Consider the following 24,062-nt stretch of genomic DNA (forward strand, 5'->3'; position numbering starts at 1 on the left):
ACCTCGATGGCAGCGGCGCGCGGAGCCGCAGTGCAATGAGGCATGGGCGACCGCGCGGGCGTGGTGGTGGTCGGCGCCGGTCAGGCCGGCCTCACGGTGAGCCGCGGCCTGCGTGCCGCGGGGGTCGACCACGTGGTGCTCGAGCAGGCCTCCGTGGCCGCGTCCTGGCGCTCGCGCTGGGAGAGCTTCACCCTCGTCACGCCGAACTGGACGCTCGACCTGCCGGGCGCGCCGTACGACGGGCCGGACCCGGAGGGTCACGTGCCCAGGGACGCCATCGTCGACTACCTCGTGTCGTACGCCGGAGGCGCCGGCGAGATCCGGACCGGTGTCCGCGTCGACCGGCTCGGCAGGGCACCCGGCCGCGGCTTCCGGGCCACGACCAGCGAGGGGCCCGTCGACGCCGACCAGGTGGTCGTGTGCACCGGCGCCTTCCCCCGGCCGTACCTGCCGGCTGCTGCGGCCGGCTTCCCCGCGTCCGTCAGCGTCCTCGACGTGACCGCCTACCACGACCCCGCGTCACTTCCCCCGGGCCGCGTGCTGGTCGTGGGGAGCGGCCAGACCGGCGTCCAGCTCGCCGAGGAGCTGCACGTTGCGGGGCGCGACCCGGTGCTCGCCTGCGGGAGGGCGCCGTGGGGGCCGCGCCGGATCGGCGATCTCGACCTCGTCACGTGGCTCGACCGGGTCGGGTTCTTCGGGCAGCCGCTGTCCGTGCTGCCCTCGCCCGCCGCTCGCCTGTGGGCGAACATCCAGGCCACGGGTGCCCACGGCGGCCACGACCTCCACTACCGGGTCCTCCAGGACCTCGGCGTCACCCTGGTCGGCCACCTCGAGGGCGTCCGCGACGGCACCGCGCGGTTCGCCGGGGACCTCGCGGAGTCGGTGGCCTTCGGCGACGCACGTTGGGCGGACGCCCACCGCCTGCTGCGCGGCAGCCTCGGCGATGCCCTTCCACCGGTCCCGGACCCGGCACCGTTCCGGGCGGACGCGCCGACCGAGGTCGACCTGTCCGGGTTCGGCGCGGTCGTCGTGACCTCCGGCTTCCGGCCTGACCACGCCACCTGGGTGGACCTGCCGGTGTTCGACAAGATGGGCTTCCCCGTCGTCGGAGAGGACCTGGCGACCGCGGTCCCCGGCCTGTGGTTCTGCGGCGTCCATTTCCTCCGCACGCGCGGCTCGTCGCTCCTGCTCGGCGTCGGCCGCGACGCGGGCACCGTCGTGGAGGGCGTCGTACGGCACGCCGCGGTCACCGCCTGAGGGCCTGGCCCCCGGAGGCCGGCGTGGCGCGCCGCGACCGGTCCGGACCGATGGCGGTCCGGGGTGGCGAAATGTCCGAATTTGGGTACGGGCGCCGCAGCGTTCATGATGATGGAGCACGTCCCCGCGGTCGACGACGCCCCTGCGGACGCCGCTCTCCCGGAGCCTCGGAAGGACCCCATGCAGCTCCGCTCCCTCCTGCAGTCCCGGACCGCGCTCGTCCTCGGAGTGGTGGTCAGCGTCCTCGTCCCCGTGCTGACCCTCCCCCGGATCCCCCACGTGAGCCCGTGGCCGGTCGCGCTGGGCCTGCTGCCGTGGGTGATCGGCAAGTACGTCCTCTGCCCGCTGCGCTGGCGTGCCGTGACCGATGCCGACCTCGGCCGGCGGTGGCACCTGCGCGCGTACGCCGAGTCCGAGCTGCTCGGCCTGCTCACGCCGGGTCACGTCGGGGCGGACGCGTGGCGCTACCACCGCCTGACCAAGGCCGGCCTGCGCCGCGGCGACGCGGTCGCGAGCGTCGGCACGGACCGCCTGCTCGGCGCGCTCGGCCTGGCTGCCTTCGTCGTCTTCGCCGGCTCCGAGCTGCCGCTGCGCATGCTCCTCCCCGCGGTCGGGCTCGCGCTGGCCGCACTCGTCGCCCTCGTCGTGGTCCGGCGGTTCCGGCCCGACCTGCTCCCGCGGCGCCCGCTGCCGCCTCCCCGCCGGCTGGCCCACGGCCTGCTGCTGTCCGCGGGGTACCAGCTGAGCATCGCCGGCCTGCTGCTCGGGACCCTGGCAGCCACCGGCCACTCCCTGTCGCCCCTGCAGCTGCTGGGGGCGTTCGGGGCCAGCCAGGTCGCCGGCGCGGTCCCCGGTCCGAACGGCGCCAGCCCGCGCGACGGCGCCCTCGTGGTCGCCCTCGTCGCGCTCGGCGTGCCGTGGGCGGCCGCTGCGGCCGCGGTCGCCATCAAGGCCGCTGTCGCGTGGCTGCCGGCGCTCGCGCTCGGCGGCGTCAGCCTGGTCCTCGCCCGCCGGGCCGCCCGCACCCCGGCTCCCGTGACCGCCTGACCCCTCGGCGTACCCGCCCGGGGGCCGGATGGGGGTCCGACTCGGGACCTTCGCCCCCGGCGACGGCCGCGTCGGCCTGCCCACGATGGAGGGGACGTTGCCGTGGCACGTCCCACCACCGACCGCGTACCTGCCGGAGGCAGCCATGGACATCTCGCGGGGCACTCGGCTGGCGCGGTCGCGCCTGGCCTGGGTCCTCGGGCAGGCGGGGCTGGTGGCGCTGGGCGTCTTCGTCTACTTCCGGGTGCGCGGCCTCACCGAGGGGGCTGAGGACACGGCGCTGGCACACGCCCGCGACCTCGCCGCTCTCGAGCAGCGGCTGGGGATCGCGGTCGAGGCCGAGGTGCAGGCGCCGTTCGAGTCCTCCCACCTCGGCGAGACGCTGGTCAACTGGGTCTACGTCTTCGGTCACTGGCCGGTCATCGTGCTGGTGATGGTCTGGACCGCCTGGCACCACCGCGAGGTCTTCCTCCGGCTCCGCGACGGGATGCTGGTCTCCGGCGCCATCGGGCTGCTGATCTTCGCGACGTACCCGGTGGCGCCGCCGCGGCTGGCCGACGACGGGCTGGTCGACACGGTGACCCGGAGCTCCGACGCGTACCGGGTGCTGCAGCCGCCGGCCTTCGTCAACCAGTACGCCGCGATGCCGAGCCTGCACTACGGCTGGGACCTGCTGGTCGGGATCGCGGTCGTCTCGGCGGCGACCACGGCCTGGCTCCGCCTGGTCGGCCTCGCGCTGCCGGTCGCCATGATGGTGGCGGTGGTGGCGACCGCCAACCACTTCGTGCTCGACGTCGTCGCCGGCGCGGCGCTCGCCCTGGTCGGGCACGCCGTGGCCCTGCGGCTCGAGCGGCGACGGCTGCGCCGGCGGAGGGAGGAACCATGAGCGTGCTGGCGATCGCGCACCGCGCCGGCAACTCGCTGGCCGGCCTGCACGAGGCCAACGCGCTGGGCGTCGACGTCATCGAGTGCGACGTGCACGAGCACCGCGGGCGGCTCGAGGTGCGACACCTCAAGACGGCCGGGCCGCTGCCGTTCCTCTGGGACCGGTGGGAGCTGGCCTCCGCCTCCGCGCCCCGCCTCGGCCTGCGCGAGCTTCTCGAGGCCGACCGGCACGGCACCACGTTCATGCTCGACCTCAAGGGCAGGCACACCCGGGCCGCCCGATCCGCGGCTCGGCTGCTGCACGAGCTCGGGCACGACCGCCCGCTGCTCGTGTGCGGGCGGCACTGGCCGTCCGTCGAGCTCCTGACGGGGCTGCCCTACGTGCGGCCCGTCCTCTCCGCCCGCACCCGCGCGGAGCTCGCCCGGCTGCGCACCCGGCTGGTCACGGGGAGCCGGGTGCACGGGGTGTCGGTGCACCGCAGCCTGCTCGACAAGACCCTGGTCGGGGAGCTCCTCGACCACGTCGAGGTGGTGATGACCTGGCCGGTCAACGACACCGGGGTGCTGGAGGGCCTGCTGACGATCGGGGTCAACGGCATCATCAGCGACGAGCCGGACCTGCTGGCCGCGCTGGTCGCCGGGCGGGAGTGACGCCCGGGCCAGCCCTGCTGCCCCTCCGGCTGCCCCGTCCTGGCTGCTCCGTCCTGGCTGCTCCGTCCTTGGCTGCCCCGTCCTGCTGCTCAGTCCTGGGTGCGGCGGCGGAACGAGCGGATCGCGAGCGGGGCCACCACCGCCGTGATCGCGATCGTCCACAGGACCGTCGAGATCACGGGGTACTGCAACGGGAGCGCCGCGTCGTCACCCAGCGGGGGCGTGTTGCCCCAGAGCTCCCGGCACGCCTGGACGAGTGAGGAGATCGGGTTCCATTCGGCGATGGTCTGGAGCCAGTCCGGCATGTTCTCGGTCGGCGCGAACGTGTTGGCGACGAACGTGATCGGGAACATGGTGGCGAACATGAGGCCGTTGACCGCCTCCACCGAGCGCATCGCCGAGCCCACCCAGATGCCGACCCAGATCATCGAGAAGCCCCAGAGCAGCATCAGGGCGTAGGCGAGGACCGCGTCGAGGAACCCGTCACGGATCCGCCAGCCGATGATCAGGCCGGTCACGGACATCACCACGATGCCGATGCTGGAGTGCATGAGGCTGGAGATGCTCCGGCCGACGAGCACCGCCGACGAGTTGATCGGCAACGACCGCATCCGGTCGACGATGCCCTTGTCGAGGTCGGCGGTGAGCCCGACGGCGACGACGAACGACGAGAACGCGATCGTCTGGCCCATGATCCCAGCCATGATCCACTCGTTGTAGCCGTTCTCCGACGAGGTCTTGATGGACCCACCGAACACGAGCGCGAACAGCAGCACGAACATGACCGGCTGGATGGTCACGTCGAGCAGCATCTCCGGCATCCGCTTGATGTGGATGAGGTTGCGGCGGGTGATCGCGAGCGACTGGCGCAGCAGTCCCGTCGGGCGGATCTCCGGTCGCTCGTCGCGCGTCTCGCTGCGGACGGCCTCGCTCTGCGTGGTCACGGGACCTTCTCCCCTGCGTCGGTAGTGCTGGTGTCGTCGGACGACTCGCCGTCCTGGGCGTCCTCGGCCCGGTGTCCGGTCAGGTGCAGGAACACGTCGTCGAGGCTCGGGCGCTTGAGGCCGAGGTCGTCGAGCTCGATCTCGCTGTGCGCGAAGACCCCGGCGATGCGGGTCATGTCGCCGAGACCGTTGGCCGGGGCGGTGAGCTGCCGGGCCCCCTCGTCGACGTGCACCTCGCTGACGTGCTCGCGGAGCATCCGCTCGGCGATCGGGAGGTCACCGGCGCGGGACACCGTGATCACCAGCGCGGCCGCTCCGGAGGCGTCCTTGAGCTCGAGCGGGGTGCCCTCGGCGATCACCGTGCCGCGGTCGATCACCACGATCCGGTCGGCGAGCTGGTCGGCCTCCTCGAGGTACTGCGTGGTGAGCAGCAGCGTGGTGCCCTCGCGCACCAGGCCGCGGAGGACGTCCCACAGCTCCACCCGGCTGCGCGGGTCGAGGCCGGTGGTGGGCTCGTCGAGGAACAGGACCGGCGGCCTGGCGATCAGGCTGACCGCGAGGTCGAGCCGTCGCCGCATGCCGCCGGAGTAGGTCTTGGCGATCCGGTCGCCGGCGTCCGCGAGGCTGAACCGCCCCAGGAGCTCCTCGCTGGCGCGCTTGACGTACGCCGGGGAGAGGCCGTAGAGCGAGCCGATCAGACGCAGGTTCTCCCGGCCGGTCAGGAGCTCGTCGACCGTGGCGGCCTGCCCGGTCAGCCCCATCGCTCGACGGACGGCAGCCGGCTCACGGACGACGTCGTGGCCGGCCACCCGGGCGGTGCCTGCGGTCGGCTCGGTCAGGGTCGTCATCATGCGCACGGTCGTGGTCTTGCCGGCGCCATTGGGACCGAGCATGCCGAGCACCGTGCCCTCGGGCACGGAGAAGCTCACCCCGTCCACCGCCACCGTCTCACCGAAGTGCTTGACGAGGTTCTCGGCTTCGATCGCCGCTCGTGGACTCATGCCCCCGACCCTAGGAGAGACCACCGACGACGCCGAACGATTTACGGCGGAGAGCAGGAACGGTCGGATAACGATTCGTCCGGACGAGATCCCCGCCACCTTCCCCGGCCTCCCGGGCCACCCGGAGCCGGACGGGCGCGTGCCCCGTTCCTAGACTATGCGCGTGCCCGCGTCGTCCTCCCCTGCCGTGGCGATCGAGGGACTCCACATGCGGTACGGCGAGACCCGCGCCGTCGACGGGCTCTCGCTCACCGTCGAACGTGGCACGGTCACCGCGGTCCTCGGCCCGAACGGAGCCGGCAAGACGACCACGCTGGAGACCTGCGAGGGCTTCCGGGCCGCGCAGCAGGGCACCGTGCGGGTGCTCGGGCTGGACCCGGTCCGCGAGCGGAGGGCGCTGCTGCCCCGGATCGGCGTGATGCTGCAGTCCGGTGGCGCGTGGTCGGGGGTCCGTGCGGTCGAGATGCTCGAGCACGTGGCCCGGCTGCACGCGAACCCGCTGCCGGTCCCGATGCTGGTCGAGCGTCTCGGGCTCGCCGAGTGTGGCCGCACGCCGTACCGCCGACTCTCGGGCGGGCAGCAGCAGCGGCTCGGCCTCGCGATGGCGGTGGTCGGGCGGCCCGAGCTGGTGTTCGTCGACGAGCCGACGGCCGGCATGGACCCGGCCGCGCGGCGCACCACCTGGGAGCTGGTCGAGGAGCTCAAGGCCGACGGCGTGACTGTGGTGCTCACCACCCACTACATGGAGGAGGCCGAGCGGCTCGCGGACACCGTCCACGTCATCGACCGCGGCCGGGTGGTCGCCACCGGGTCGCCGTTCGAGCTGACCCGCGCGCGCGGCCAGGCCACGATCCGGCTGGTGGTGACCGAGCCGTTCCCCCGGGAGGCGCCGGAGTCGCTGCGCGCCACCCTCGGCAGCGGCACCGAGGTCACCGAGATCAACCAGCAGAGCCTGCTGATCACCGGGCCGGCCGACGCCTCGACGCTCGCGAAGGTGTCGGCGTGGTGCGAGGAGCAGGGTGTGCTGCCCGAGTCGCTCAGCCTCGGCCAGCGCACCCTGGAGGACGTATTCCTGCAGATCACCGGGCGGGAGCTGGCGCCGTGAGCCCCGCGACCGGCACCTTCACGCCCGCGCCGGGCGCCGCGCCGTACCTCCGCATGGTCCGGGCCCAGGCGTCCATGGAGACCCGGCTGCTGCTGCGCAACGGCGAGCAGCTGCTGCTGGCCGTCGTGATCCCGGTGCTCGCGCTGGTCGGAGGGGTGCTCGGTGCCGAGCGAATGGGGCTCGACCTCGCGCACCGGCCCGTGGACGTCCTCACCCCGGGCGTGCTCGCGCTGGCGGTGATGTCCACCTCGTTCACGTCGCTGGCGATCGCCACCGGGTTCGAGCGACGCTACGGCCTGCTCAAGCGGCTCGGCGCCTCGCCCCTGCCCCGCTCGGGCCTGCTGCTCGGCAAGGTCGGCTCGCTGCTCATCGTCCAGGGACTCCAGGCGGTCGTCATCTGCGCGGTCGCGTTCGCGCTCGGCTGGGACCCCGGCGGCGGCGTCACCGGCTGGCTCGTGGCGCTGCTCGGTGCGCTGCTCGGGACGCTCGCGTTCGCCTCACTCGGGCTGGCGCTGGCCGGCACCCTCCGTGCGGAGGCCACGTTGGCCGCCGCCAACCTCGTCTACCTGCTGCTCCTGACCGGTGGCGGGGTGGTCGTGCCCCGGTCGACGTACGGCGCGGCCGAGGCTCCGCTCGCCCTGCTGCCGTCCGGGGCCCTCGGCGACGTCCTCCGCAACGCCCTGCTCGAGGGCACCGTGGCCGGGAGCGCCCTGCTCGTCCTGATCGCCTGGGCGGCCGTGGGCTCCGTGCTCGCCGCCCGACTCTTCCGGTGGGAGTGACCGTGCCGACCCTGACCCGTGGCCCCCGACGCCTCCTCGAGCGCGCCGGGGACGGCCTGGTGCCGTACCTCCCGCACCTCGCCGTGGCCAACCTCGTCGTCAACGTGCTGATCGTGGTGACCGGCGGCGCCGTACGCCTGACCGCGTCGGGCCTCGGGTGCCCGACCTGGCCGCGCTGCACCGACGAGTCCTACGTGCCGCACGGGGAGCTCGGGTTGCACGGGGCGATCGAGTTCGGCAACCGGATGATCACGTTCCTGGTGACCGCGGTCGCGCTGCTCTGCATCCTCGCCGCCTGGCGGGCCGGCAACCGGCGGGTCACCTGGCTCGCGCTCGGCGTCGCCTCGATCGTGCCGGCGCAGGTCGTGATCGGCGGGATCACCGTGCTCACCGACCTGAACCCGTGGGTGGTCGCGTTCCACCTGCTGGTGTCGATGCTGATCATCCAGCTGTGCGTGTGGCTGCTCGTGGAGGTCGCGGACTGGGCTCCGTCGTACGTCGCGGGCAGCGCCGCTCCCCCGATCCATCGGCGCGTGCAGAAGCTGGCCGGGCTGGTGTACGGCGCCGGCTGGCTCGTCCTGTACCTCGGCACCGTGGTCACCGGGTCGGGCCCGCACGCCGGCGACCACGGGGCCGCGCGCACCGGCCTCGACCCGCAGCTGTTCTCGCACGTGCACGCGTTCGCGGTCTACCTGCTGGTCGCGCTGACCTTCGGCCTGGTCTTCCTGGCCCGGCGCGGCGGCGCCACCAGCGTCGAGACCGCCGCGCTGGTGCTGCTCGCGGTGGAGATCGGGCAGGGCGTCGTCGGGTTCACGCAGTACGCCCTCGACCTGCCGGTCGGCCTGGTCGCCCTGCACATGCTGGGCGCCGCACTCACCTCGGCCGCGCTCGCCTGGGTGCTGCTGGCCGCGCGCCGTACGCCGGTCTGAGTGGCGCCGCGGGCTGCCCGCCGGACGTCCCGCGCAACGTCATACGGTCCGGTCGCCCGAACAGCCCGAACAGCCAGGCCGTATGCCGTCCGGCGCGAACGCAGCCGGACATGATGACGGCGGCGGGCCCGCACCCCCGTGCCCGGGCCTACCGCCGTTCATCTCCCTCTGACGTCACGGTGGCCCATTTGGTGGCCCGCGGTCACCGATTTCCCGCGAGGTCGGCCCGGGCGCGCCCGGAAATGACCCGTTCGGGGCACTTGTCCGTACCGCTACCCGGGCGGCGCGAAGACTCGGGTGCTGGTCCGGTCAGCCGATCAGCGGGTCGAGGGCGACCGCGACGAACAGCAGCGAGAGGTAGAGGTTGGAGGAGTGGAAGAGCCGCATCGGCTTGACCACGCTGAGCTCGTTGCTGCCCCTGGCCCGGCCCCACATGCGGTGCGCCTCGACGAGGAAGAACGCGCCGAGCGCGACCGCGGCGACCGGGTAGAACCATCCGGTGTCGGCGACCGGCCACAGCAGCAGGGAGGTCGCGACCATCGCCCAGGAGTAGAGCACCACCTGGCGGCCCACCTCGGAGGCCGAGGCGACCACCGGCAGCATCGGGACGTCGACGTTCGCGTAGTCCTCGCGGTAGCGGAGCGCGAGCGCCCAGGTGTGCGGCGGGGTCCAGAAGAACACGACGGCGAACAGCACGACCGGCTCCCAGGCCAGCTCGCCGGTGACTGCCGTCCAGCCGATCAGTGCCGGGAAGCACCCGGCCAGCCCGCCCCACACGATGTTCTGGGTGGTGCGTCGCTTGAGCACCATCGTGTAGACGAGCACGTAGAACGCGTTGGCCAGCACCGACAGGGCCGCCGACAGCGGGTTGACCCAGACGTAGAGCACCACCGTCGACACCACGCCGAGCACCAGACCGAAGGCCAGCGCCGCCCGCGGCGACACGATGTGCCGGGGCAGCGCCCGGCGACGGGTGCGCCGCATCTGCTCGTCGATGTCGCGGTCGTAGACGCAGTTGAGCGCCGACGCAGAGCCGGCCGACAGTGCACCACCGATGACGGTGGCGACCACCAGCCCGAGCGGCGGGACGCCGCGGGCGGCGAAGAACATCACGGGAACCGTGGTGAGCAGCAGCAGCTCGATCACCCGGGGCTTGGTGAGGCCGACGTACGCCGCGACGACGTCGCGGATGCCCGCCCGGCCCTCGGCCCGCTCGCTGGTCGCACCCTCCACGGGTCCAGCCTCCCCGACCCGCTCCGGCGACGCGTCCCCGGGGGTGGGTCGACCCCGCAGCTGGGCGGCGGCCGGCTGGCCGGCGTGGGACACGGATACCTCGGGTGGGGTGGGGTACGGGCAGGGTCGAGTCTAACGTCTGGCATGAGTAGGCTCGGCGGTGCCGCCCGTGATTCCCCGCACTGCACAGGAGTGATCCGTGAGCCCCCTCCCCACGTCCCTCGACTGGTCCGACGTCGACGACAAGGCGGTGGACACCGTCCGCGTCCTCGCGATGGACGCCGTGCAGAAGGTGGGCAACGGCCACCCCGGTACGGCGATGAGCCTCGCGCCCGCGGCGTACCTCCTGTTCCAGAAGGTGATGCGGCACAATCCGGCCGACCCCGACTGGGCCGGCCGCGACCGGTTCGTGCTCTCGTGCGGGCACTCGAGTCTGACCCTCTACATCCAGCTCTACCTGGGCGGCTGGGGCCTCGAGCTCGACGACCTCAAGGCGCTGCGCACGTGGGGCTCCAAGACCCCTGGGCACCCGGAGTACGGCCACACCGCGGGCGTCGAGACCACCACCGGCCCGCTCGGCCAGGGCGTCGCGAACGCGGTGGGCATGGCGATGGCGGCCCGACGCGAGCGGGGCCTGCTCGACCCGAACGCCGACGAGGGTGCCTCGCCGTTCGACCACCACGTCTACGCCTTCTGCTCCGACGGCGACATCGAGGAGGGCGTCAGCGGCGAGGCCTCCTCGCTGGCCGGCACCCAGAAGCTCGGCAACCTCACCGTGATCTACGACGACAACAAGATCTCGATCGAGGACGACACCAACATCGCGCTGTCCGAGGACACCGCGGCCCGCTACGAGGCCTACGGCTGGCACGTGCAGACCGTCGACTGGACGCACGGCGGCCGCGGCTACCGGGAGGACCTGTCCGCGCTGTACGACGCGATCCGCCAGGCCGAGCAGGTCACCGACCGGCCCAGCTTCATCGTGCTCCGGACGATCATCGCCTGGCCCGCGCCGAACGCGCAGGGCACCGGCAAGGCGCACGGCTCGGCGCTCGGCGAGGCCGAGGTGCGCGCCACCAAGGAGGTCCTCGGGTTCGACCCCGAGCAGACCTTCGAGGTCACGGCCGAGGTCATCGAGCACACCCGCGGCGCTGTCGAGCGCGGCAAGCAGGCACAGGCGGAGTGGGACAAGGCCTTCCAGCACTGGACCACCAAGCCGTCGGCCGACCTCGCGCTCTACGAGCGGATGCGCACCCGCACTCTCCCCGAGGGCTGGGCCGACGACCTGCCGACGTTCGACGCCGACCCCAAGGGCATCGCCACCCGCAAGGCGTCCGGCGCGGTCATCAACGCGCTGGCCCCGCGCATCCCCGAGCTGTGGGGCGGCTCCGCCGACCTCGCCGAGTCCAACAACACCACGATCGAGGGTGCGCTCTCGTTCATCCCGAAGGACCGCTCGAGCAAGATGTTCGAGGGCGACCCGTACGCCGGACGCGTGCTGCACTTCGGCATCCGCGAGCACGCCATGGGCGCGATCATGAACGGCATCGCCGTCCACGGAGGCACCCGTGTCTTCGGCGGCACCTTCCTCACCTTCTCCGACTACATGCGCCCCTCGGTGCGCCTGGCGTCGATCATGCAGCTGCCGGTGACCTACGTCTGGACGCACGACTCGATCGGCCTCGGCGAGGACGGCCCGACCCACCAGCCGATCGAGCACCTCGCCGCGCTGCGCGCCATCCCCGGCCTCGACGTCGTACGCCCGGCGGACGCCAACGAGACCGCCGCCGCCTGGCGGACGATCCTCGAGCACACCGACCGCCCGGCCGGCCTGTGCCTGACCCGGCAGAACGTCCCGACGTTCCCCCGCGGCACCGACGGCTTCAGCGACACCTCCAACGTCCACCGCGGCGGCTACGTCCTCCTCGACACCGACGGCGTGCCCGACGTGGTGCTGATCGGTACCGGCTCCGAGGTCCAGCTCGCGGTCGAGGCGCGCGCGCTGCTCGCCGAGAAGGGCGTCGCCGCCCGGGTCGTCTCGATGCCGTGCCGCGAGTGGTTCGACGCGCAGGAGGAGTCCTACCGCGAGACCGTGATCCCGCCGATCGTGAAGGCCCGGGTGTCGGTCGAGGCCGGCATCGCGATGGGCTGGCGCGAGGTGGTCGGCGACCACGGCCGCATCGTCTCCATCGATCAGTACGGCGCGAGCGCCGACTTCGCCCGCATCTACGCCGAGTACGGCGTGACCGCGGCAGCCGTGGCCGCCGCGGCCGAGGACAGCATCGCCGCCGTCAGCTGACGGCGACCAACGAAAAGGGAGGTTCCATGTCCGAGCGTCTGAAGGCCCTGTCCGACGCAGGGGTGTCGATCTGGCTCGACGACCTGTCGCGCGAGCGGATCGAGACCGGCAACCTGGCCGACCTGATCAAGAACTCCTCCGTGGTCGGCGTGACCACGAACCCGACGATCTTCGCTGCGGCGCTCAAGGAGGGCGAGCGGTACGACGCCCAGGTGCGCGAGCTGGTCGCCTCCGGCGCCGACGTGGACAAGACGGTGTTCGCGCTGACCACGACCGACGTACGCGACGCCTGCGACGTGCTCGCCGACACCGCGGCGGCCACCGGCGGCACCGACGGCCGGGTCTCGATCGAGGTGGCGCCGGACCTGGCGTTCGACACCGACGAGACCCTCGCGTCGGCCCGCACGCTGTGGGCCGAGGTCGGGCGCGACAACCTGTTCATCAAGATCCCCGCCACCACCGAGGGCGGCCCGGCGATCACCGACGCGCTCGGTGACGGGATCAGCGTCAACGTCACGCTGATCTTCGGGCTCGACCGCTACCGCTCGGTCATGGAGGCCTACGTCGCGGGGCTGGAGAAGGCGCACGCGGCCGGCCGCGACCTGTCGAAGATCCACTCGGTGGCGTCGTTCTTCGTCAGCCGGGTCGACACCGAGATCGACAAGCGGCTCGAGGCGATCGGCTCCGACGACGCGCTGGCGCTCCGCGGCCTGGCCGGTGTGGCCAACGCGCGGCTCGCGTACCGGGCGTACCAGGAGTTCTTCAGCGGCGACCGCTGGCAGGCGCTGGCCGATGCCGGCGCCAACACGCAGCGCCCGCTGTGGGCGTCGACGGGCGTGAAGAACCCCGACTACCGCGACACGATGTACGTCGCCGACCTGGTCGTGTCCAACACCGTGAACACGATGCCGGAGAAGACCCTGCAGGCGTTCGCCGACCACGGCGAGGTGGACTCGGGCGACCAGGTCACCACGAAGTACGACGACGCGCAGTCCGTGATGGACCGGCTCGCGGCGGTCGGCATCGACTATGACGACGTGATCGCGACCCTGGAGAAGGAGGGCGTCGACAAGTTCGTCACCTCGTGGCACGAGCTCCTCGACACGGTCGAGGAGCAGCTCGAGGCAGCCCAGAGCGCGCGGTGAGCGAGCCGCCGGTCGACCCGACGACGACGGAGGCGTGGGCCCGGCTGGCCGCGCTCGCCGACGGCTTCGTCCCCGACCTCCGGTCGTGGTTCGCCGACGACCCCGGCCGGGTCGACCGGCTGACGTTCACCGCCGGTGACCTCCACGTCGACCTGTCCAAGAACCTCCTCGGCGAGCAGGTGCTGGACGCGCTGCTCGCGCTCGGCGAGGAGGTCGGGCTGGCCGCGCGGCGGGACGCGATGTTCGCCGGCGAGCACATCAACGTCACCGAGGACCGCGCGGTGCTGCACACGGCACTGCGCCGGCCCGCGGGCGAGCCGCTCGAGGTCGACGGCCAGGACGTCGACGCCGACGTCCACGAGGTGCTGCGCCGGGTCTACGACTTCGCGGACCGGGTCCGCTCCGGGGCCTGGACCGGGGTCACCGGTCAGCGCATCCGGACGGTGGTCAACATCGGCATCGGCGGGTCCGACCTCGGTCCGGTGATGGCCTACGAGGCGCTCGCGCCGTACCGCCAGGACGGCCTGCAGTGCCGGTTCATCAGCAACATCGACCCCACCGACGCCGCGCAGAAGCTGGCCGGGCTGGACCCAGCGACGACGCTGTTCATCGTGTCCAGCAAGACCTTCGGCACCCTGGAGACCCTGACCAACGCGCGGCTGTGCAAGGCGTGGCTGCTGGACGGGCTGCGTGCGGCCGGAGCGATCGGGGACGACGACGCGGACGCCGTCGCCCGGCACTTCGTAGCCGTCTCGACCGCCCTCGACAAGGTGGCGGCATTCGGGATCGACCCGGCCAACGCCTTCGGGTTCTGGGACTGGGTCGGCGGGCGCTACTCCGTGGACTCCGCGATCGGCACCTCGCTGGTGGTCGCGATCGGCCCCGAGCGGTTCGCCGAACTGCTGGCCGGCATGCACGCGATCGACGAGCACGTCCGGACCGCCGACCCCGCCGCGAACGTGCCGGCGCTGATGGGCCTGCTCAACGTCTGGTACGTCAACTTCCTCGGCGCGCAGACCCACGCGGTGCTGCCCTACGCCCAGCTGCTGCACCGGTTCCCGGCGTACCTCCAGCAACTGACCATGGAGTCCAACGGCAAGGGCGTGCGCTGGGACGGCACGCCGGTCACCACGGAGACCGGCGAGGTGTTCTGGGGCGAGCCCGGCACCAACGGCCAGCACGCGTTCTTCCAGCTCCTCCACCAGGGCACCCTGCTGGTGCCGGCCGACTTCATCGCGGTCGCCGACCCGGCGTACCCCCTGACGGACGGCGACACCGACGTGCACGGGCTGTTCCTCGCGAACTTCTTCGCGCAGACCAAGGCACTGGCGTTCGGCAAGACCGCCGACGAGGTGCGCGCCGAGGGCACCGCCGAGGCGATCGTGCCGGCCCGGGTCTTCGAGGGGAACCGGCCGACCACGTCGATCATGGCGCCGGCGCTCACGCCCTCGGTGCTCGGCCAGCTGATCGCGCTCTACGAGCACATCACGTTCACCCAGGGCGTGGTCTGGGGCATCGACAGCTTCGACCAGTGGGGGGTCGAGCTCGGCAAGCAGCTCGCCCAGCAGGTCGCGCCGGCCGTCGCCGGCGACGCCGAGGCGTTGGCCGAGCAGGACCCGTCGACCTCCGCCCTCATCTCCTACTACCTCGGGCACCGCGACCGATGACGGATGCCGCGCCCAACCCCCTGCGCGACCCCCGCGACCGACGGCTTCCCCGCATCGCCGGACCGTGCGGGCTGGTGCTGTTCGGGGTCACCGGCGACCTGTCCACCAAGAAGGTCATGCCGGCGATCTACGACCTCGCGAACCGCGGTCTGCTGCCGCCCGGGTTCAGCCTGGTCGGGTTCGCGCGACGGGACTGGGCCAACCAGGACTTCGCCCAGATCGTGCACGACGCGGTCAAGCGGCACGCCCGCACCGAGTTCCGCGAGGAGGTGTGGAAGCAGCTCGCCGAGGGCATCCGGTTCGTCCCCGGCGACTTCGCCGACGACGTCGCGTTCGCGAAGCTGCGCCGGACCATCGAGGAGCTCGACCAGGAGCGCGGCACAGCCGGCAACCACGCGTTCTACCTCTCCATCCCGCCGAAGTTCTTCGGCGACGTGGTCGGCCAGCTCAAGGAGCACGGGCTGACCGAGCGCGACGAGGGCTCGTGGCGTCGGGTGGTCGTCGAGAAGCCGTTCGGCCACGACCTCGCCTCCGCGCGCGAGCTCAACGCCGTTCTCGCCGACGTGTTCCCGACCGGATCGGTGTTCCGGATCGACCACTACCTCGGCAAGGAGACCGTCCAGAACATCCTGGCGATGCGGTTCGCCAACGAGCTGTTCGAGCCGATCTGGAACGCCAACTACGTCGACCACGTGCAGATCACGATGGCCGAGGACATCGGGATCGGCGGCCGCGCGGGCTACTACGACGGCATCGGCGCAGCCCGCGACGTGATCCAGAACCACCTCCTGCAGCTGCTCGCGCTGGTGGCGATGGAGGAGCCCACGTCGTTCGCCGCGGACTCGCTGCGGATCGAGAAGCAGAAGGTGCTCGAGTCCGTGGTCCTCCCCCGGCGGCTCGACCTCAGCACCGCGCGCGGCCAGTACGCCGCGGGCTGGGCCGGCGGGGAGAAGGTGCGCGGCTTCCTCGAGGAGGACGGCGTCAAGAAGTCCTCCACGACCGAGACGTACGCCGCGGTGAAGCTGCTCGTGGACACCCGCCGCTGGGCCGGGGTGCCTTTCTACCTCCGCACCGGCAAGCGGCTCGGCCGGCGGGTCACCGAGGTCGCGGTCGTCTTCAAGCGGGCTCCGCACCTGCCGTTCGGGCCGACCGCCACCGAGGAGCTCACCCACAACGCGCTGGTGATCCGGGTGCAGCCCGACGAGGGGATGACGCTGCGGTTCGGGTCCAAGGTGCCCGGAACGCAGATGGAGATCCGCGACGTGACCATGGACTTCGCGTACGGCGGCTCGTTCACCGAGGCGTCGCCGGAGGCCTACGAGCGGCTGATCCTCGACGTGCTGCTCGGGGACCCGCCGCTGTTCCCGCGGCACGAGGAGGTCGAGCTGTCCTGGAAGATCCTCGACCCGATCATGGAGCACTGGGCCGGGCAGGGCCGTCCCGAGCAGTACGAGCCCGGGATGTGGGGCCCGTCCACCGCCGACGAGATGCTGGCCCGCGACGGGCGCACGTGGAGGCGGCCATGACCGCGGAGGTGCTCGCGTGATCGAGCTTCTCGACACCACCGCCGCCGGCATCGCCGCCGCGCTGGTCAAGGCCCGAACCAGCGCCGGCTCGCCGGTGATGGGCATGGTGCTGACCCTGGTCATCGTGGTCGACGAGGACGAGGCGGAGGCCGCGATGGACGCGGCCAAGGCCGCCTCGCACGAGCACCCCGCGCGGGTGCTCGGCGTGATCCTCGGCGACGGCCGCGGCACCGGACGGGTCGACGCCCAGGTCGCGACCGGTCAGGGCTGGTCCGGCGAGACCGCGATGATCCGCATGCGCGGCGAGGTCTGCCGGCACGCCGAGTCCGTGGTGCTGCCGCTGCTGCTGCCCGACGCCCCGGTCGCGGTCTGGTGGCCGTGCGACCCGCCGGACGACCCCGCCACCGACCCGCTCGGCGCCCTGGGCCAGCGGCGAATCACCGACGCCGCGGCCGCGACCCGGGCCCGCACGAAGGCGATGGAGATCCAGTGCGCGTCGTACGCCCGCGGCAACACCGACCTCGCCTGGACCCGGCTCACCCGCTGGCGCGCGCTGCTCGCAGCGGCGCTCGACCAACACCCGCTCAAGGTGCGACGCGCCTCCGTCGAGGCCGAGCGGATCAGCCCGAGCGCCGACCTGCTGGTGGCCTGGCTGCAGGACCGGCTCAAGGTGCCGGTGGAACGCCGGAGCTCCGAAGGGCCCGGCATCACCGAGGTGGTGCTGGAGACCGGTGAGGGCGACATCCGCATCGCTCGACCGTCCGGCGGCCTGGCGACCTTCACCTCCCCCGGCCAGCCGGACCGGCCGGTGGCGCTGCCGCGACGGGCGATCCCGGAGCTGCTCGCCGAGGAGCTGCGCCGGCTCGACGAGGACGAGGTCTACGCGGCCACCGCGCGCCGGCTGGCCGGTCGTGGCGCGACGAAGCGGGCCCAGCGGCGCTCGACCGGGCGCCGTACCACCCGACGTACGGGAGGGAAGACGTCGTGAGCGACCCCACCATCCAGCGGCACGACACGGCCGAGGAGCTCGCCGAGTCCGTCGCCGCCGCCCTGCTGCAACGGCTCGAGCGGGCGCAGGCCGCCGGGGAGGTCCCGCAGATCGGGCTGACCGGCGGCACCATCGCCGACCACGTGCATCAGGCAATTGCCCGGCTCTCCCCCGGCTCCTCGGTCGACTGGTCGCGGGTCGTGGTCTGGTGGGGCGACGAGCGGTTCGTCGCGCCGGACTCCCCGGACCGCAACGCCAGTCAGGCGCGTGCGGCGTTCCTCGACGACGTCGGCGTCGACCCGGCCAACGTGCACGAGATGCCGTCGACGGCCGACTCCGCCTCCGTGGACGACGGCGCGGAGGCGTACTCGCACACGATGCGCGAGCACGGCGCCGGCGCGTTCGAGGTGCTGATGCTCGGCGTCGGCCCCGACGGCCACATCGCCTCCCTCTTCCCCGGCGACGCGGCGCTCGACGTCGACGACCGGATCGCGGTCGGCATCACCGACTCCCCCAAGCCGCCGCCGGAGCGGGTGACGCTCACGTTCGCCGCGCTCAACCACGCGAAGGCCGTCTGGTTCCTGGTCTCCGGCGACGGCAAGGCCGAGGCCGTCGCCCAGGCCCTTGGGGGTGCCGACGTGCACGAGATCCCCGCCACCGGCGTGGTCGGCGAGGACGAGACCGTCTGGTTCCTGGACGAGGCCGCCGCTTCCCGCCTCTGACCCGTCTCCGGCTCGGGACCAGCAGGCCAGACCAGCTCCTTCCCACGAGTCGCGACCGGTGCCAGACTCCGAATCGCGGGGTGGTGTGACTGCGTGGACGCCGGGCACTCCGCGGACACGGAGGTGAGAGCCATGCACGAGGTGGACCAGACGACCGAGCAGATGGTGCGCAGCGTCCTTGCGTACGCCGAGAACCGGCTGCGGATGAACCCGGTTCCCCTCGACAAGGGAACCCTCTCCGCAACCGACCTCTACAAGCGGCTGGACGGCCTGATCAGCGACACACCGCGGCATCCCGACGAAGTGCTCGGCGTCTACGCGTCGGTGATCGCACCGAGTGTGATCTCGGCCGACAGCCCGCGCTTCCTCGGGTTCATCCCGGGCGCACCGACCAAGGCGAGCCTGCTGTTCGACATGCTCGTGTCGTGCGCCTCGATCCAGGGCATCTCCTGGCTGGAGGCCTCCGGTGCCATCGCCGCGGAGAACACCGTGCTCCGGATCATCGCGGACGAGGCCGGGCTCCCGGACACGGCCGGTGGCTGCTTCGTCTCGGGCGGCTCGGCCGGCAACCTCTCCGCGCTCGCGGTCGCCAGGGAGACCGCCAAGAAGGCGCGGAAGGCAGACGAGCCGACGCGGCTGCGCGTCGTCGTCGGCACCGACGCGCACTCGTCGATCGTGAACACCCTGCGCCTGCTGGAGATGGACGCGCTCGTCGTCGAGACGCCCGACCACCGGCTGACGGCCGAGGCGGTCCAGAAGGCGGTCGACGCGGAGGACGACCTCAGCGACGTGGCCGCCGTCATCTGCACCTCCGGCACCACCAACGCCGGGATCGTCGACGACCTGGCCGGCGTCGGCGCGATCGCCCGGGAGCACGGCTGGTGGTTCCACGTCGACGGTGCGTACGGCGGCTCCGGCATCTTCGCCCGCTCGATCCGCTCGAAGTACGACGGCATCGAGCAGGCGGACTCGTTCATCCTCGATCCGCACAAGTGGCTGTTCACGCCGTTCGACTGCTGCGCCCTGATCTATCGCAACCCCGAGCTCGCCAGGGCCACGCACACGCAGGACGCGTCGTACCTCGACGTCATCCACGTGTCCGACGGCGAGTGGAACCCGACCGACTACGCCTACCACCTGACCCGCCGCGCGCGGGGGCTGCCGCTCTGGTTCTCGCTCGCCGTGCACGGGGTCGACGCCTACCGGGAGGCCATCGAGGTCGCCGTCTCGCTGGCCCGCCAGACCGCCGACCTCGTCGAGGCCGCGCCCCACCTCGAGCTGATCCGCGAGCCGGACCTGGGGGTGGTCCTGTTCCGCCGGGTCGGCTGGAAGCCGGAGGACTACGACGCCTGGGCGAACGAGCTGCACGACGAGGGCGTCGCCTTCATCCCGCCGAGCAAGTGGGAGGGTGAGACCGTCGGCCGCTTCGTCTTCCTCCATCCCGACACGAGCATGGACCTGGTCCGCGAGATCCTGGCCCGGACCGAGTGACGCGCCCGTGAACGACCTGCTCTCGCTCTTCCCGGCAGGGAGCGCGCTCGACGACGACGGGACACTCGTCGTGGGCGGGTGCCGCGCGGACGCGCTCGCCGCGGAGTTCGGTACGCCGGTCCTGGTGGTCGCCGAGGCGGCGCTGCGGGCGCGCGCCCGCGAGTACGTCGACGAGCTGACGGCCCGGTGGCCAGGAGGGCGGGTGGTGTTCGCGTCGAAGGCGTTCCCCTGCACGGCGGTCCAGCGGGTGATGGTGGAGGAAGGCCTCGGCCTCGACGTCGCCGGAGGCGGCGAGATCCTGACCGCGGTCAAGGCCGGCGTCGACCCCGCCCTGGTGGTGCTGCACGGCAACGCCAAGAGCGACGAGGAGATCGGCATCGCCGTCGAGCACGGCGTCGGCCTCGTCGTCGTCGACAACGCCGACGACGTCGACCGGCTCGAGGCCATCGTGCCCGCAGGCTCGACCCAGGACGTGCTGGTGCGGATCATTCCCGGGGTCACCGCCGACACGCACAGCCACGTGCTGACGGGTCACGAGGGGTCCAAGTTCGGCCTCGCACCCCGGGACGCCGCCCCGCTCATCAGGCGCATCGAGCAGAGCGCGAAGGTCCGGATGCTGGGCCTGCACGTGCACGTGGGCTCGCAGATCCTCGACGTCGAGCCCTTCGCCGAGTCGGTCGCACCGGTCGCCGCACTCGGGGAGTTCCCCGTCTACGACCTCGGGGGCGGGCTGGGCACTCGGTACACCTGGGCCGACGAGCCGCCCTCGGTCGCCGCCTACCTGGACGCCCTCATCGGCGCCGCGAAGGAGCACCTGCCCCGCGACTCGCGGGTCATCATCGAGCCCGGCCGGAGCATGGTGGCCGAGTCGGCCTGCACCCTCTACGAGGTGACCACCGTCAAGCGTGGCGCGATCACGTTCGTGGCCGTCGACGGCGGGATGGGCGACAACCTCGAGGTGGCGCTGTTCGAGCAGCGGTTCGAGGCCGGCATCGTCGGCCGCTTCGACGGCGCCGGTGCCGAGCGGGTCACGGTCGTCGGGCGGCACTGCGAGAGCGGCGACGTGCTCGTCGACGGCGTCGACCTGTCCACGCCGGCGGTGGGCAACCTCCTCGCCGTACCCGCGACCGGGGCGTACTGCTTCACGATGGCCAACAACTACAACGGCAACCGTCGCATCCCGGTGGTCTTCGCCAAGGACGGCGTGGCCCGCCTCGTCGTACGCCGGGAGACGTGGGACGACCTCATGGCGCGCGACGTCGACTGACCCGCGTCACGTCTCCCCCGGTGGGGTCCCGTCGTGGCCGGGCCAGGGGCGCGCCGCCACCCGGCGATCGGTCCCCGTGCCGTACGTCGGGTGGCTACCCGGGACGTGCACCTCGCAGGTCGCGGCCCGGGCGACGTACAGGCGGAGGGCGTCGCCGGTGAGCTCGTCGACCGTGAACGCGCGGGCTCCGCGGATCTCGCGGAACGCGCGCCCGACGTGCGCGGCGAGCTCGCCGGCCGGCACCTCGCGCGCCGTGCCGGAGCAGTAGACGGCTCGGGTCTCGCGCACGGTCACGCTCGAGTCGAAGACCACCCAGGACACGGCAGGCCGCGCGGCGACGTTCGCGGAGTGGTGCGAGCCGGGGTGCGACACCCAGTAGAAGTCGCGGTACCGGTGCACGCCGTAGAACACCGGCGACACCCGGGGCGTGCCGTCGGGCTCGCTCGTGCCCAGCACGAGGAACACGTTCGCGTCGATGACCTCGCGGGCCATCCGGTCCAGCTGACCGTCTCCCATGCCTGCATTGACCTCCCGTCCCGTCCCCACTCATCGCCGAGGTGCCTATTCTCGATGGCCGAGGTGCCCGGACTTGTGGTCGTGGCGCGCAGCTCGGGGCACCTCGGCACGCAATTCCGGGCACCTCGGCGTACCCCGTTGGTTGAGGAGCGAGCGCCAGCCAGCGTCTCGAAACCGCCACCACTTCGCACGGCTCGCGCCACCACTTCGCACGGCTCGGCGGGGCCTCCTCAACCGGCGACCCCGGGTCAGGGGTGGGCGGCGCGGAGGCGGCGGGACTCGGCGTTGCCGGAGGTCATCGCCCAGCGGATGGAGGAGGTCGCGGCGTGGCCGCAGGCGTGGGCGACGGTGCGGTCGACGCGGGGGCGCAGCGGGAGGCCGAGCGGCTCGCGGCTCCAGTCGGGCATGAGACCGATCGCGGCGGTGCGCACCATGGCGTACGCCGGGCGGGCGACGGCGGGGAGCGGCGGCCGCCAGAGCACGTCGTACACCGCCTCTCGTGCCTCGGGCGTGCCCCGCAGCTCCGGGCGGAAGGAGTCCAGCAACGCGGCGAGGGCCGCCTCGGTCTGCGGCGGGTCGACGACGCCGAGGCGGGCAGCCACCTCGCCGGCCTGCGCGACATAGGCGTCACGACCGGCGGCGTCGAGCGGCGTGTGGCCGTAACGCTGGTGCGCCCGCAGGAAGCTGTCGATCTCGGCGGCGTGCACCCAGGCCAGCAGGTGCGGGTCGGACGCGGCGTACGGCGTGCCGTCCGGCAGCGTGCCGGTGACCGCGACGTGGATCCGCCGCACCAGCGCGACCGCCTCCTCGGCGTCGTCGACGGTGCCGAACGTGGTGACCGCGAGGAAGTGGCTGGTGCGGGCCAGCCGGCCCCACATGTCGCCGCGGTAGCCCGAGTGCTCGGAGACCGCCCGCATTGCGGCCGGGTGCAGGGTCTGGAGCATCACCGCCCGCATGCCGCCGACGAACATCGAGGCGTCCCCGTGGACGCGCGCGATCGCGCTGTCGGGCGGGAACCAGCGCGGTCCCGGCGTGCCGTGGATGCGGCGCCGGTGCTCGGCTCCCTCGGGTCCGGCGACGCGTGCGAACACGGCGGCACCGATGCGGTCGCGGAGAGCCCCCATGCGCCCGACGATAGCCGGGCGGCGAAGGGCCTCGGCGGGTCAGAAGATGATCTCGCCGTTCTTGCGGCGCGAACGCAGCAACTGCAGGGCCTCGTCCAGGATGTCGGCCGCCTCGGAGTCCGAGCGGCGCTCCTTCACGTAGGCGAGATGCGTCTTGTACGGCTCGATCTTCGGTGCCGGGGGCGGGTTCTCGGAGTCGAGGCTCGCGGGCAGCCCGCAGCGTGGGCAGTCCCACGCCTCCGGGATCGCCGCCTCGATCGAGAACGTCACCACCGAACGGTGGTCGTGCGAGCAGTAGTAGGTGACACTCTGCCGGGGCGCGGCCTCGCCACGCTCGGCCTCACCCATGGGCCCCGCACCGACCCGGCTACCGCGGATCGCGTTTCCTCCACCAGCCACGCTGCTTCCCTCCCTGCTCAGATCCCACCGTAGGCCAGCAGCAGGCCCAGGGCGATGACACAAGCGAACCAAATCACGCCGATACCGACGGTCAGGCGGTCCAGGTTCCGCTCCGCCACCGACGAGCCGCCCAGGCTGCTGGAGACGCCGCCTCCGAACATGTCGGAGAGGCCGCCACCGCGGCCCTTGTGCAGCAGCACCATGAGGATCAGCAGGCAGCTGGTGATGACCAGCAGTGCAGTCAGGATCAGAGTCACGGTCGACAACCCTAACCGAACGTGCCTGCGATCACAGCACCGGCATCTCGTGGAACCGGCAGATGCCGCCGAACTCGTCGGGCTGCAGGCTGGCACCGCCGACGAGGGCCCCGTCGATGTCGGGCCTCTCCATGATTCCCGCGATGTTCGCGGCCTTCACGGACCCGCCGTAGAGCACGCGTACGGCGTCCGCGGCGGCGTCGCCGTGCACCTCGCGGACCCGCTCGCGGATCGCGGCGCAGACCTCCTGCGCGTCGTCCGGGGTGGCGACCTCGCCGGTGCCGATGGCCCAGACCGGTTCGTAGGCGACGACCAGGGCGCCGACCTGCTCGGCAGTCAGCCCGGCCAGGGAGCCGTCGAGCTGGGCCAGCGTGAAGGGCACGTGCTCGCCGGCCTGGCGGACCTCCAGACCCTCGCCCACGCACACGATCGGGACCATGCCGGCCGCGATCGCCTTGCCTGCCTTGGTGTTGACGAGCTGGTCGGTCTCGGAGTGGTACTCGCGGCGCTCGGAGTGGCCGACCACGACGTAGGAGCAGCCGAGCTTGGCCAGCATCGCCGCGGAGATCTCGCCGGTGTAGGCGCCGCCGTCGTGCTCGGAGACGTCCTGGGCGCCGTACTTGATGGAGAGCCGGTCGCCGTCGACGAGCGTCTGCACGGACCGCAGGTCGGTGAACGGCGGGAGCACCGCCACCTCGACCTTGCCGTAGTCGTGCCGCTTGTCGGACAGCGTCCACGCGAGCTTCTGCACCAGGACGACGGCCTCCTGGTGGTTGAGGTTCGACTTCCAGTTGCCCGCCATCAGCGGGGTGCGCTTGGCACTCATCTGT

The 24,062-nt window shown here is 72.5% G+C and carries 23 protein-coding genes; 15 read left to right on the forward strand and 8 right to left on the reverse strand.

Features of this window, described 5'->3' with window-relative positions:
- Positions 1-42 precede the first annotated feature (42 nt).
- The 4 genes from EKO23_RS05700 to EKO23_RS05715 all read left to right on the forward strand — a co-directional run bounded on the left by EKO23_RS05700 (position 43) and on the right by EKO23_RS05715 (position 3,840).
- Positions 43-1,257, forward strand: a complete 1,215-nt coding sequence (locus tag EKO23_RS05700; RefSeq protein WP_134714987.1) for a flavin-containing monooxygenase — start codon at positions 43-45, stop codon at positions 1,255-1,257.
- A 180-nt stretch (positions 1,258-1,437) separates the two neighbouring features.
- Positions 1,438-2,304: a lysylphosphatidylglycerol synthase domain-containing protein gene (locus tag EKO23_RS05705; protein WP_167880337.1), complete on the forward strand. Its 867-nt coding sequence runs from the start codon at positions 1,438-1,440 to the stop codon at positions 2,302-2,304.
- 145 nt (positions 2,305-2,449) lie between these two features.
- Complete coding sequence (locus EKO23_RS05710; RefSeq protein ID WP_134714991.1) at positions 2,450-3,190, forward strand: phosphatase PAP2 family protein; 741 nt, start codon at positions 2,450-2,452, stop codon at positions 3,188-3,190.
- The gene (locus tag EKO23_RS05715; protein ID WP_134714993.1) at positions 3,187-3,840 is read left to right on the forward strand and encodes a glycerophosphodiester phosphodiesterase; all 654 of its coding nucleotides are present in this window, start codon (positions 3,187-3,189) and stop codon (positions 3,838-3,840) included. Before EKO23_RS05710 ends, EKO23_RS05715 begins: the two co-directional genes overlap by 4 nt.
- Positions 3,841-3,929: 89 nt before the next feature.
- Here the strand turns inward: EKO23_RS05715 and EKO23_RS05720 are convergent, their stop codons facing one another.
- The gene (locus EKO23_RS05720; protein WP_134714995.1) at positions 3,930-4,784 is read right to left on the reverse strand and encodes an ABC transporter permease; all 855 of its coding nucleotides are present in this window, start codon (positions 4,782-4,784) and stop codon (positions 3,930-3,932) included.
- Positions 4,781-5,785, reverse strand: a complete 1,005-nt coding sequence (locus EKO23_RS05725; RefSeq protein ID WP_134714997.1) for an ATP-binding cassette domain-containing protein — start codon at positions 5,783-5,785, stop codon at positions 4,781-4,783. The genes EKO23_RS05720 and EKO23_RS05725 overlap by 4 nt, the downstream gene beginning before the upstream one ends.
- A gap of 163 nt (positions 5,786-5,948) precedes the next feature.
- Between EKO23_RS05725 and EKO23_RS05730 the strand changes: the two genes are divergently transcribed.
- The 3 genes from EKO23_RS05730 to EKO23_RS05740 are packed head-to-tail and all read left to right on the forward strand — an operon-like array spanning position 5,949 to position 8,598.
- On the forward strand, positions 5,949-6,890 hold the full coding sequence (locus EKO23_RS05730; protein ID WP_246050922.1) for an ABC transporter ATP-binding protein: 942 nt from the start codon (positions 5,949-5,951) through the stop codon (positions 6,888-6,890).
- The gene (locus EKO23_RS05735) at positions 6,887-7,669 is read left to right on the forward strand and encodes an ABC transporter permease (protein WP_342773564.1); all 783 of its coding nucleotides are present in this window, start codon (positions 6,887-6,889) and stop codon (positions 7,667-7,669) included. Before EKO23_RS05730 ends, EKO23_RS05735 begins: the two co-directional genes overlap by 4 nt.
- Before the next feature lie 2 nt (positions 7,670-7,671).
- Positions 7,672-8,598 carry a COX15/CtaA family protein gene (locus EKO23_RS05740; RefSeq protein WP_246050923.1) on the forward strand — a complete coding sequence of 309 codons (927 nt, stop codon included), beginning with the start codon at positions 7,672-7,674 and terminating at the stop codon, positions 8,596-8,598.
- A 309-nt stretch (positions 8,599-8,907) separates the two neighbouring features.
- Here the strand turns inward: EKO23_RS05740 and EKO23_RS05745 are convergent, their stop codons facing one another.
- Entirely contained in the window at positions 8,908-9,924 is a 1,017-nt protein-coding gene (locus EKO23_RS05745) for a heme o synthase (protein ID WP_425464384.1), read from the reverse strand.
- A 181-nt stretch (positions 9,925-10,105) separates the two neighbouring features.
- Between EKO23_RS05745 and tkt the strand changes: the two genes are divergently transcribed.
- The 8 genes from tkt (at position 10,106) to lysA (ending at position 20,936) form a co-directional block, all read left to right on the forward strand.
- Complete coding sequence (tkt, locus tag EKO23_RS05750) at positions 10,106-12,130, forward strand: transketolase (protein WP_246050929.1); 2,025 nt, start codon at positions 10,106-10,108, stop codon at positions 12,128-12,130.
- A 26-nt stretch (positions 12,131-12,156) separates the two neighbouring features.
- Complete coding sequence (gene tal, locus EKO23_RS05755; RefSeq protein ID WP_134715003.1) at positions 12,157-13,275, forward strand: transaldolase; 1,119 nt, start codon at positions 12,157-12,159, stop codon at positions 13,273-13,275.
- Positions 13,272-14,942 (forward strand): glucose-6-phosphate isomerase, encoded by a 1,671-nt coding sequence (gene pgi / locus EKO23_RS05760; RefSeq protein WP_134715005.1) that lies wholly within the window; start codon positions 13,272-13,274, stop codon positions 14,940-14,942. The genes tal and pgi overlap by 4 nt, the downstream gene beginning before the upstream one ends.
- Entirely contained in the window at positions 14,939-16,468 is a 1,530-nt protein-coding gene (gene zwf / locus EKO23_RS05765) for a glucose-6-phosphate dehydrogenase (RefSeq protein ID WP_134715007.1), read from the forward strand. Before pgi ends, zwf begins: the two co-directional genes overlap by 4 nt.
- 16 nt (positions 16,469-16,484) lie before the next feature.
- On the forward strand, positions 16,485-17,456 hold the full coding sequence (locus tag EKO23_RS05770; RefSeq protein ID WP_217702490.1) for a glucose-6-phosphate dehydrogenase assembly protein OpcA: 972 nt from the start codon (positions 16,485-16,487) through the stop codon (positions 17,454-17,456).
- On the forward strand, positions 17,453-18,178 hold the full coding sequence (pgl, locus tag EKO23_RS05775) for a 6-phosphogluconolactonase (protein ID WP_134715009.1): 726 nt from the start codon (positions 17,453-17,455) through the stop codon (positions 18,176-18,178). Before EKO23_RS05770 ends, pgl begins: the two co-directional genes overlap by 4 nt.
- A 132-nt stretch (positions 18,179-18,310) precedes the next feature.
- Positions 18,311-19,669 (forward strand): pyridoxal phosphate-dependent decarboxylase family protein, encoded by a 1,359-nt coding sequence (locus EKO23_RS05780; protein ID WP_134715011.1) that lies wholly within the window; start codon positions 18,311-18,313, stop codon positions 19,667-19,669.
- Positions 19,670-19,676: 7 nt separating this feature from the next.
- Positions 19,677-20,936: a diaminopimelate decarboxylase gene (gene lysA, locus EKO23_RS05785; RefSeq protein WP_134715013.1), complete on the forward strand. Its 1,260-nt coding sequence runs from the start codon at positions 19,677-19,679 to the stop codon at positions 20,934-20,936.
- A gap of 6 nt (positions 20,937-20,942) precedes the next feature.
- Here the strand turns inward: lysA and EKO23_RS05790 are convergent, their stop codons facing one another.
- The 5 genes from EKO23_RS05790 to tpiA all read right to left on the reverse strand — a co-directional run bounded on the left by EKO23_RS05790 (position 20,943) and on the right by tpiA (position 24,058).
- Complete coding sequence (locus EKO23_RS05790) at positions 20,943-21,452, reverse strand: pyridoxamine 5'-phosphate oxidase family protein (RefSeq protein ID WP_134715015.1); 510 nt, start codon at positions 21,450-21,452, stop codon at positions 20,943-20,945.
- Between the two features lie 248 nt (positions 21,453-21,700).
- Entirely contained in the window at positions 21,701-22,576 is an 876-nt protein-coding gene (locus EKO23_RS05795; RefSeq protein ID WP_134715017.1) for an oxygenase MpaB family protein, read from the reverse strand.
- A gap of 39 nt (positions 22,577-22,615) precedes the next feature.
- The gene (locus EKO23_RS05800) at positions 22,616-22,975 is read right to left on the reverse strand and encodes an RNA polymerase-binding protein RbpA (RefSeq protein WP_134715019.1); all 360 of its coding nucleotides are present in this window, start codon (positions 22,973-22,975) and stop codon (positions 22,616-22,618) included.
- 17 nt (positions 22,976-22,992) lie between these two features.
- A complete protein-coding gene (gene secG / locus EKO23_RS05805; RefSeq protein ID WP_175582663.1) occupies positions 22,993-23,232 on the reverse strand; it encodes a preprotein translocase subunit SecG in 240 nt (79 codons plus the stop codon).
- A gap of 31 nt (positions 23,233-23,263) precedes the next feature.
- Positions 23,264-24,058, reverse strand: a complete 795-nt coding sequence (gene tpiA / locus EKO23_RS05810) for a triose-phosphate isomerase (RefSeq protein ID WP_134715021.1) — start codon at positions 24,056-24,058, stop codon at positions 23,264-23,266.
- Between the last annotated feature and the right edge of the window lie 4 nt (positions 24,059-24,062).

It is taken from the genome of Nocardioides guangzhouensis (genome assembly GCF_004519545.1).
Lineage (GTDB): Bacteria > Actinomycetota > Actinomycetes > Propionibacteriales > Nocardioidaceae > Nocardioides > Nocardioides guangzhouensis.

Coding starts and splice junctions, on each gene's coding strand:
- EKO23_RS05700 (WP_134714987.1), top strand. CDS start 43: ATGGGCGACCGCGCGGGCGTGGTGGTGGTCGGCGCCGGTCAGGCCGGC.
- EKO23_RS05705 (WP_167880337.1), top strand. CDS start 1,438: ATGCAGCTCCGCTCCCTCCTGCAGTCCCGGACCGCGCTCGTCCTCGGA.
- EKO23_RS05710 (WP_134714991.1), top strand. CDS start 2,450: ATGGACATCTCGCGGGGCACTCGGCTGGCGCGGTCGCGCCTGGCCTGG.
- EKO23_RS05715 (WP_134714993.1), top strand. CDS start 3,187: ATGAGCGTGCTGGCGATCGCGCACCGCGCCGGCAACTCGCTGGCCGGC.
- EKO23_RS05725 (WP_134714997.1), bottom strand. CDS start 5,785: ATGAGTCCACGAGCGGCGATCGAAGCCGAGAACCTCGTCAAGCACTTC.
- tkt (WP_246050929.1), top strand. CDS start 10,106: ATGGACGCCGTGCAGAAGGTGGGCAACGGCCACCCCGGTACGGCGATG.
- tal (WP_134715003.1), top strand. CDS start 12,157: ATGTCCGAGCGTCTGAAGGCCCTGTCCGACGCAGGGGTGTCGATCTGG.
- zwf (WP_134715007.1), top strand. CDS start 14,939: ATGACGGATGCCGCGCCCAACCCCCTGCGCGACCCCCGCGACCGACGG.
- EKO23_RS05780 (WP_134715011.1), top strand. CDS start 18,311: ATGCACGAGGTGGACCAGACGACCGAGCAGATGGTGCGCAGCGTCCTT.
- EKO23_RS05790 (WP_134715015.1), bottom strand. CDS start 21,452: ATGGGAGACGGTCAGCTGGACCGGATGGCCCGCGAGGTCATCGACGCG.
- EKO23_RS05795 (WP_134715017.1), bottom strand. CDS start 22,576: ATGGGGGCTCTCCGCGACCGCATCGGTGCCGCCGTGTTCGCACGCGTC.
- tpiA (WP_134715021.1), bottom strand. CDS start 24,058: ATGAGTGCCAAGCGCACCCCGCTGATGGCGGGCAACTGGAAGTCGAAC.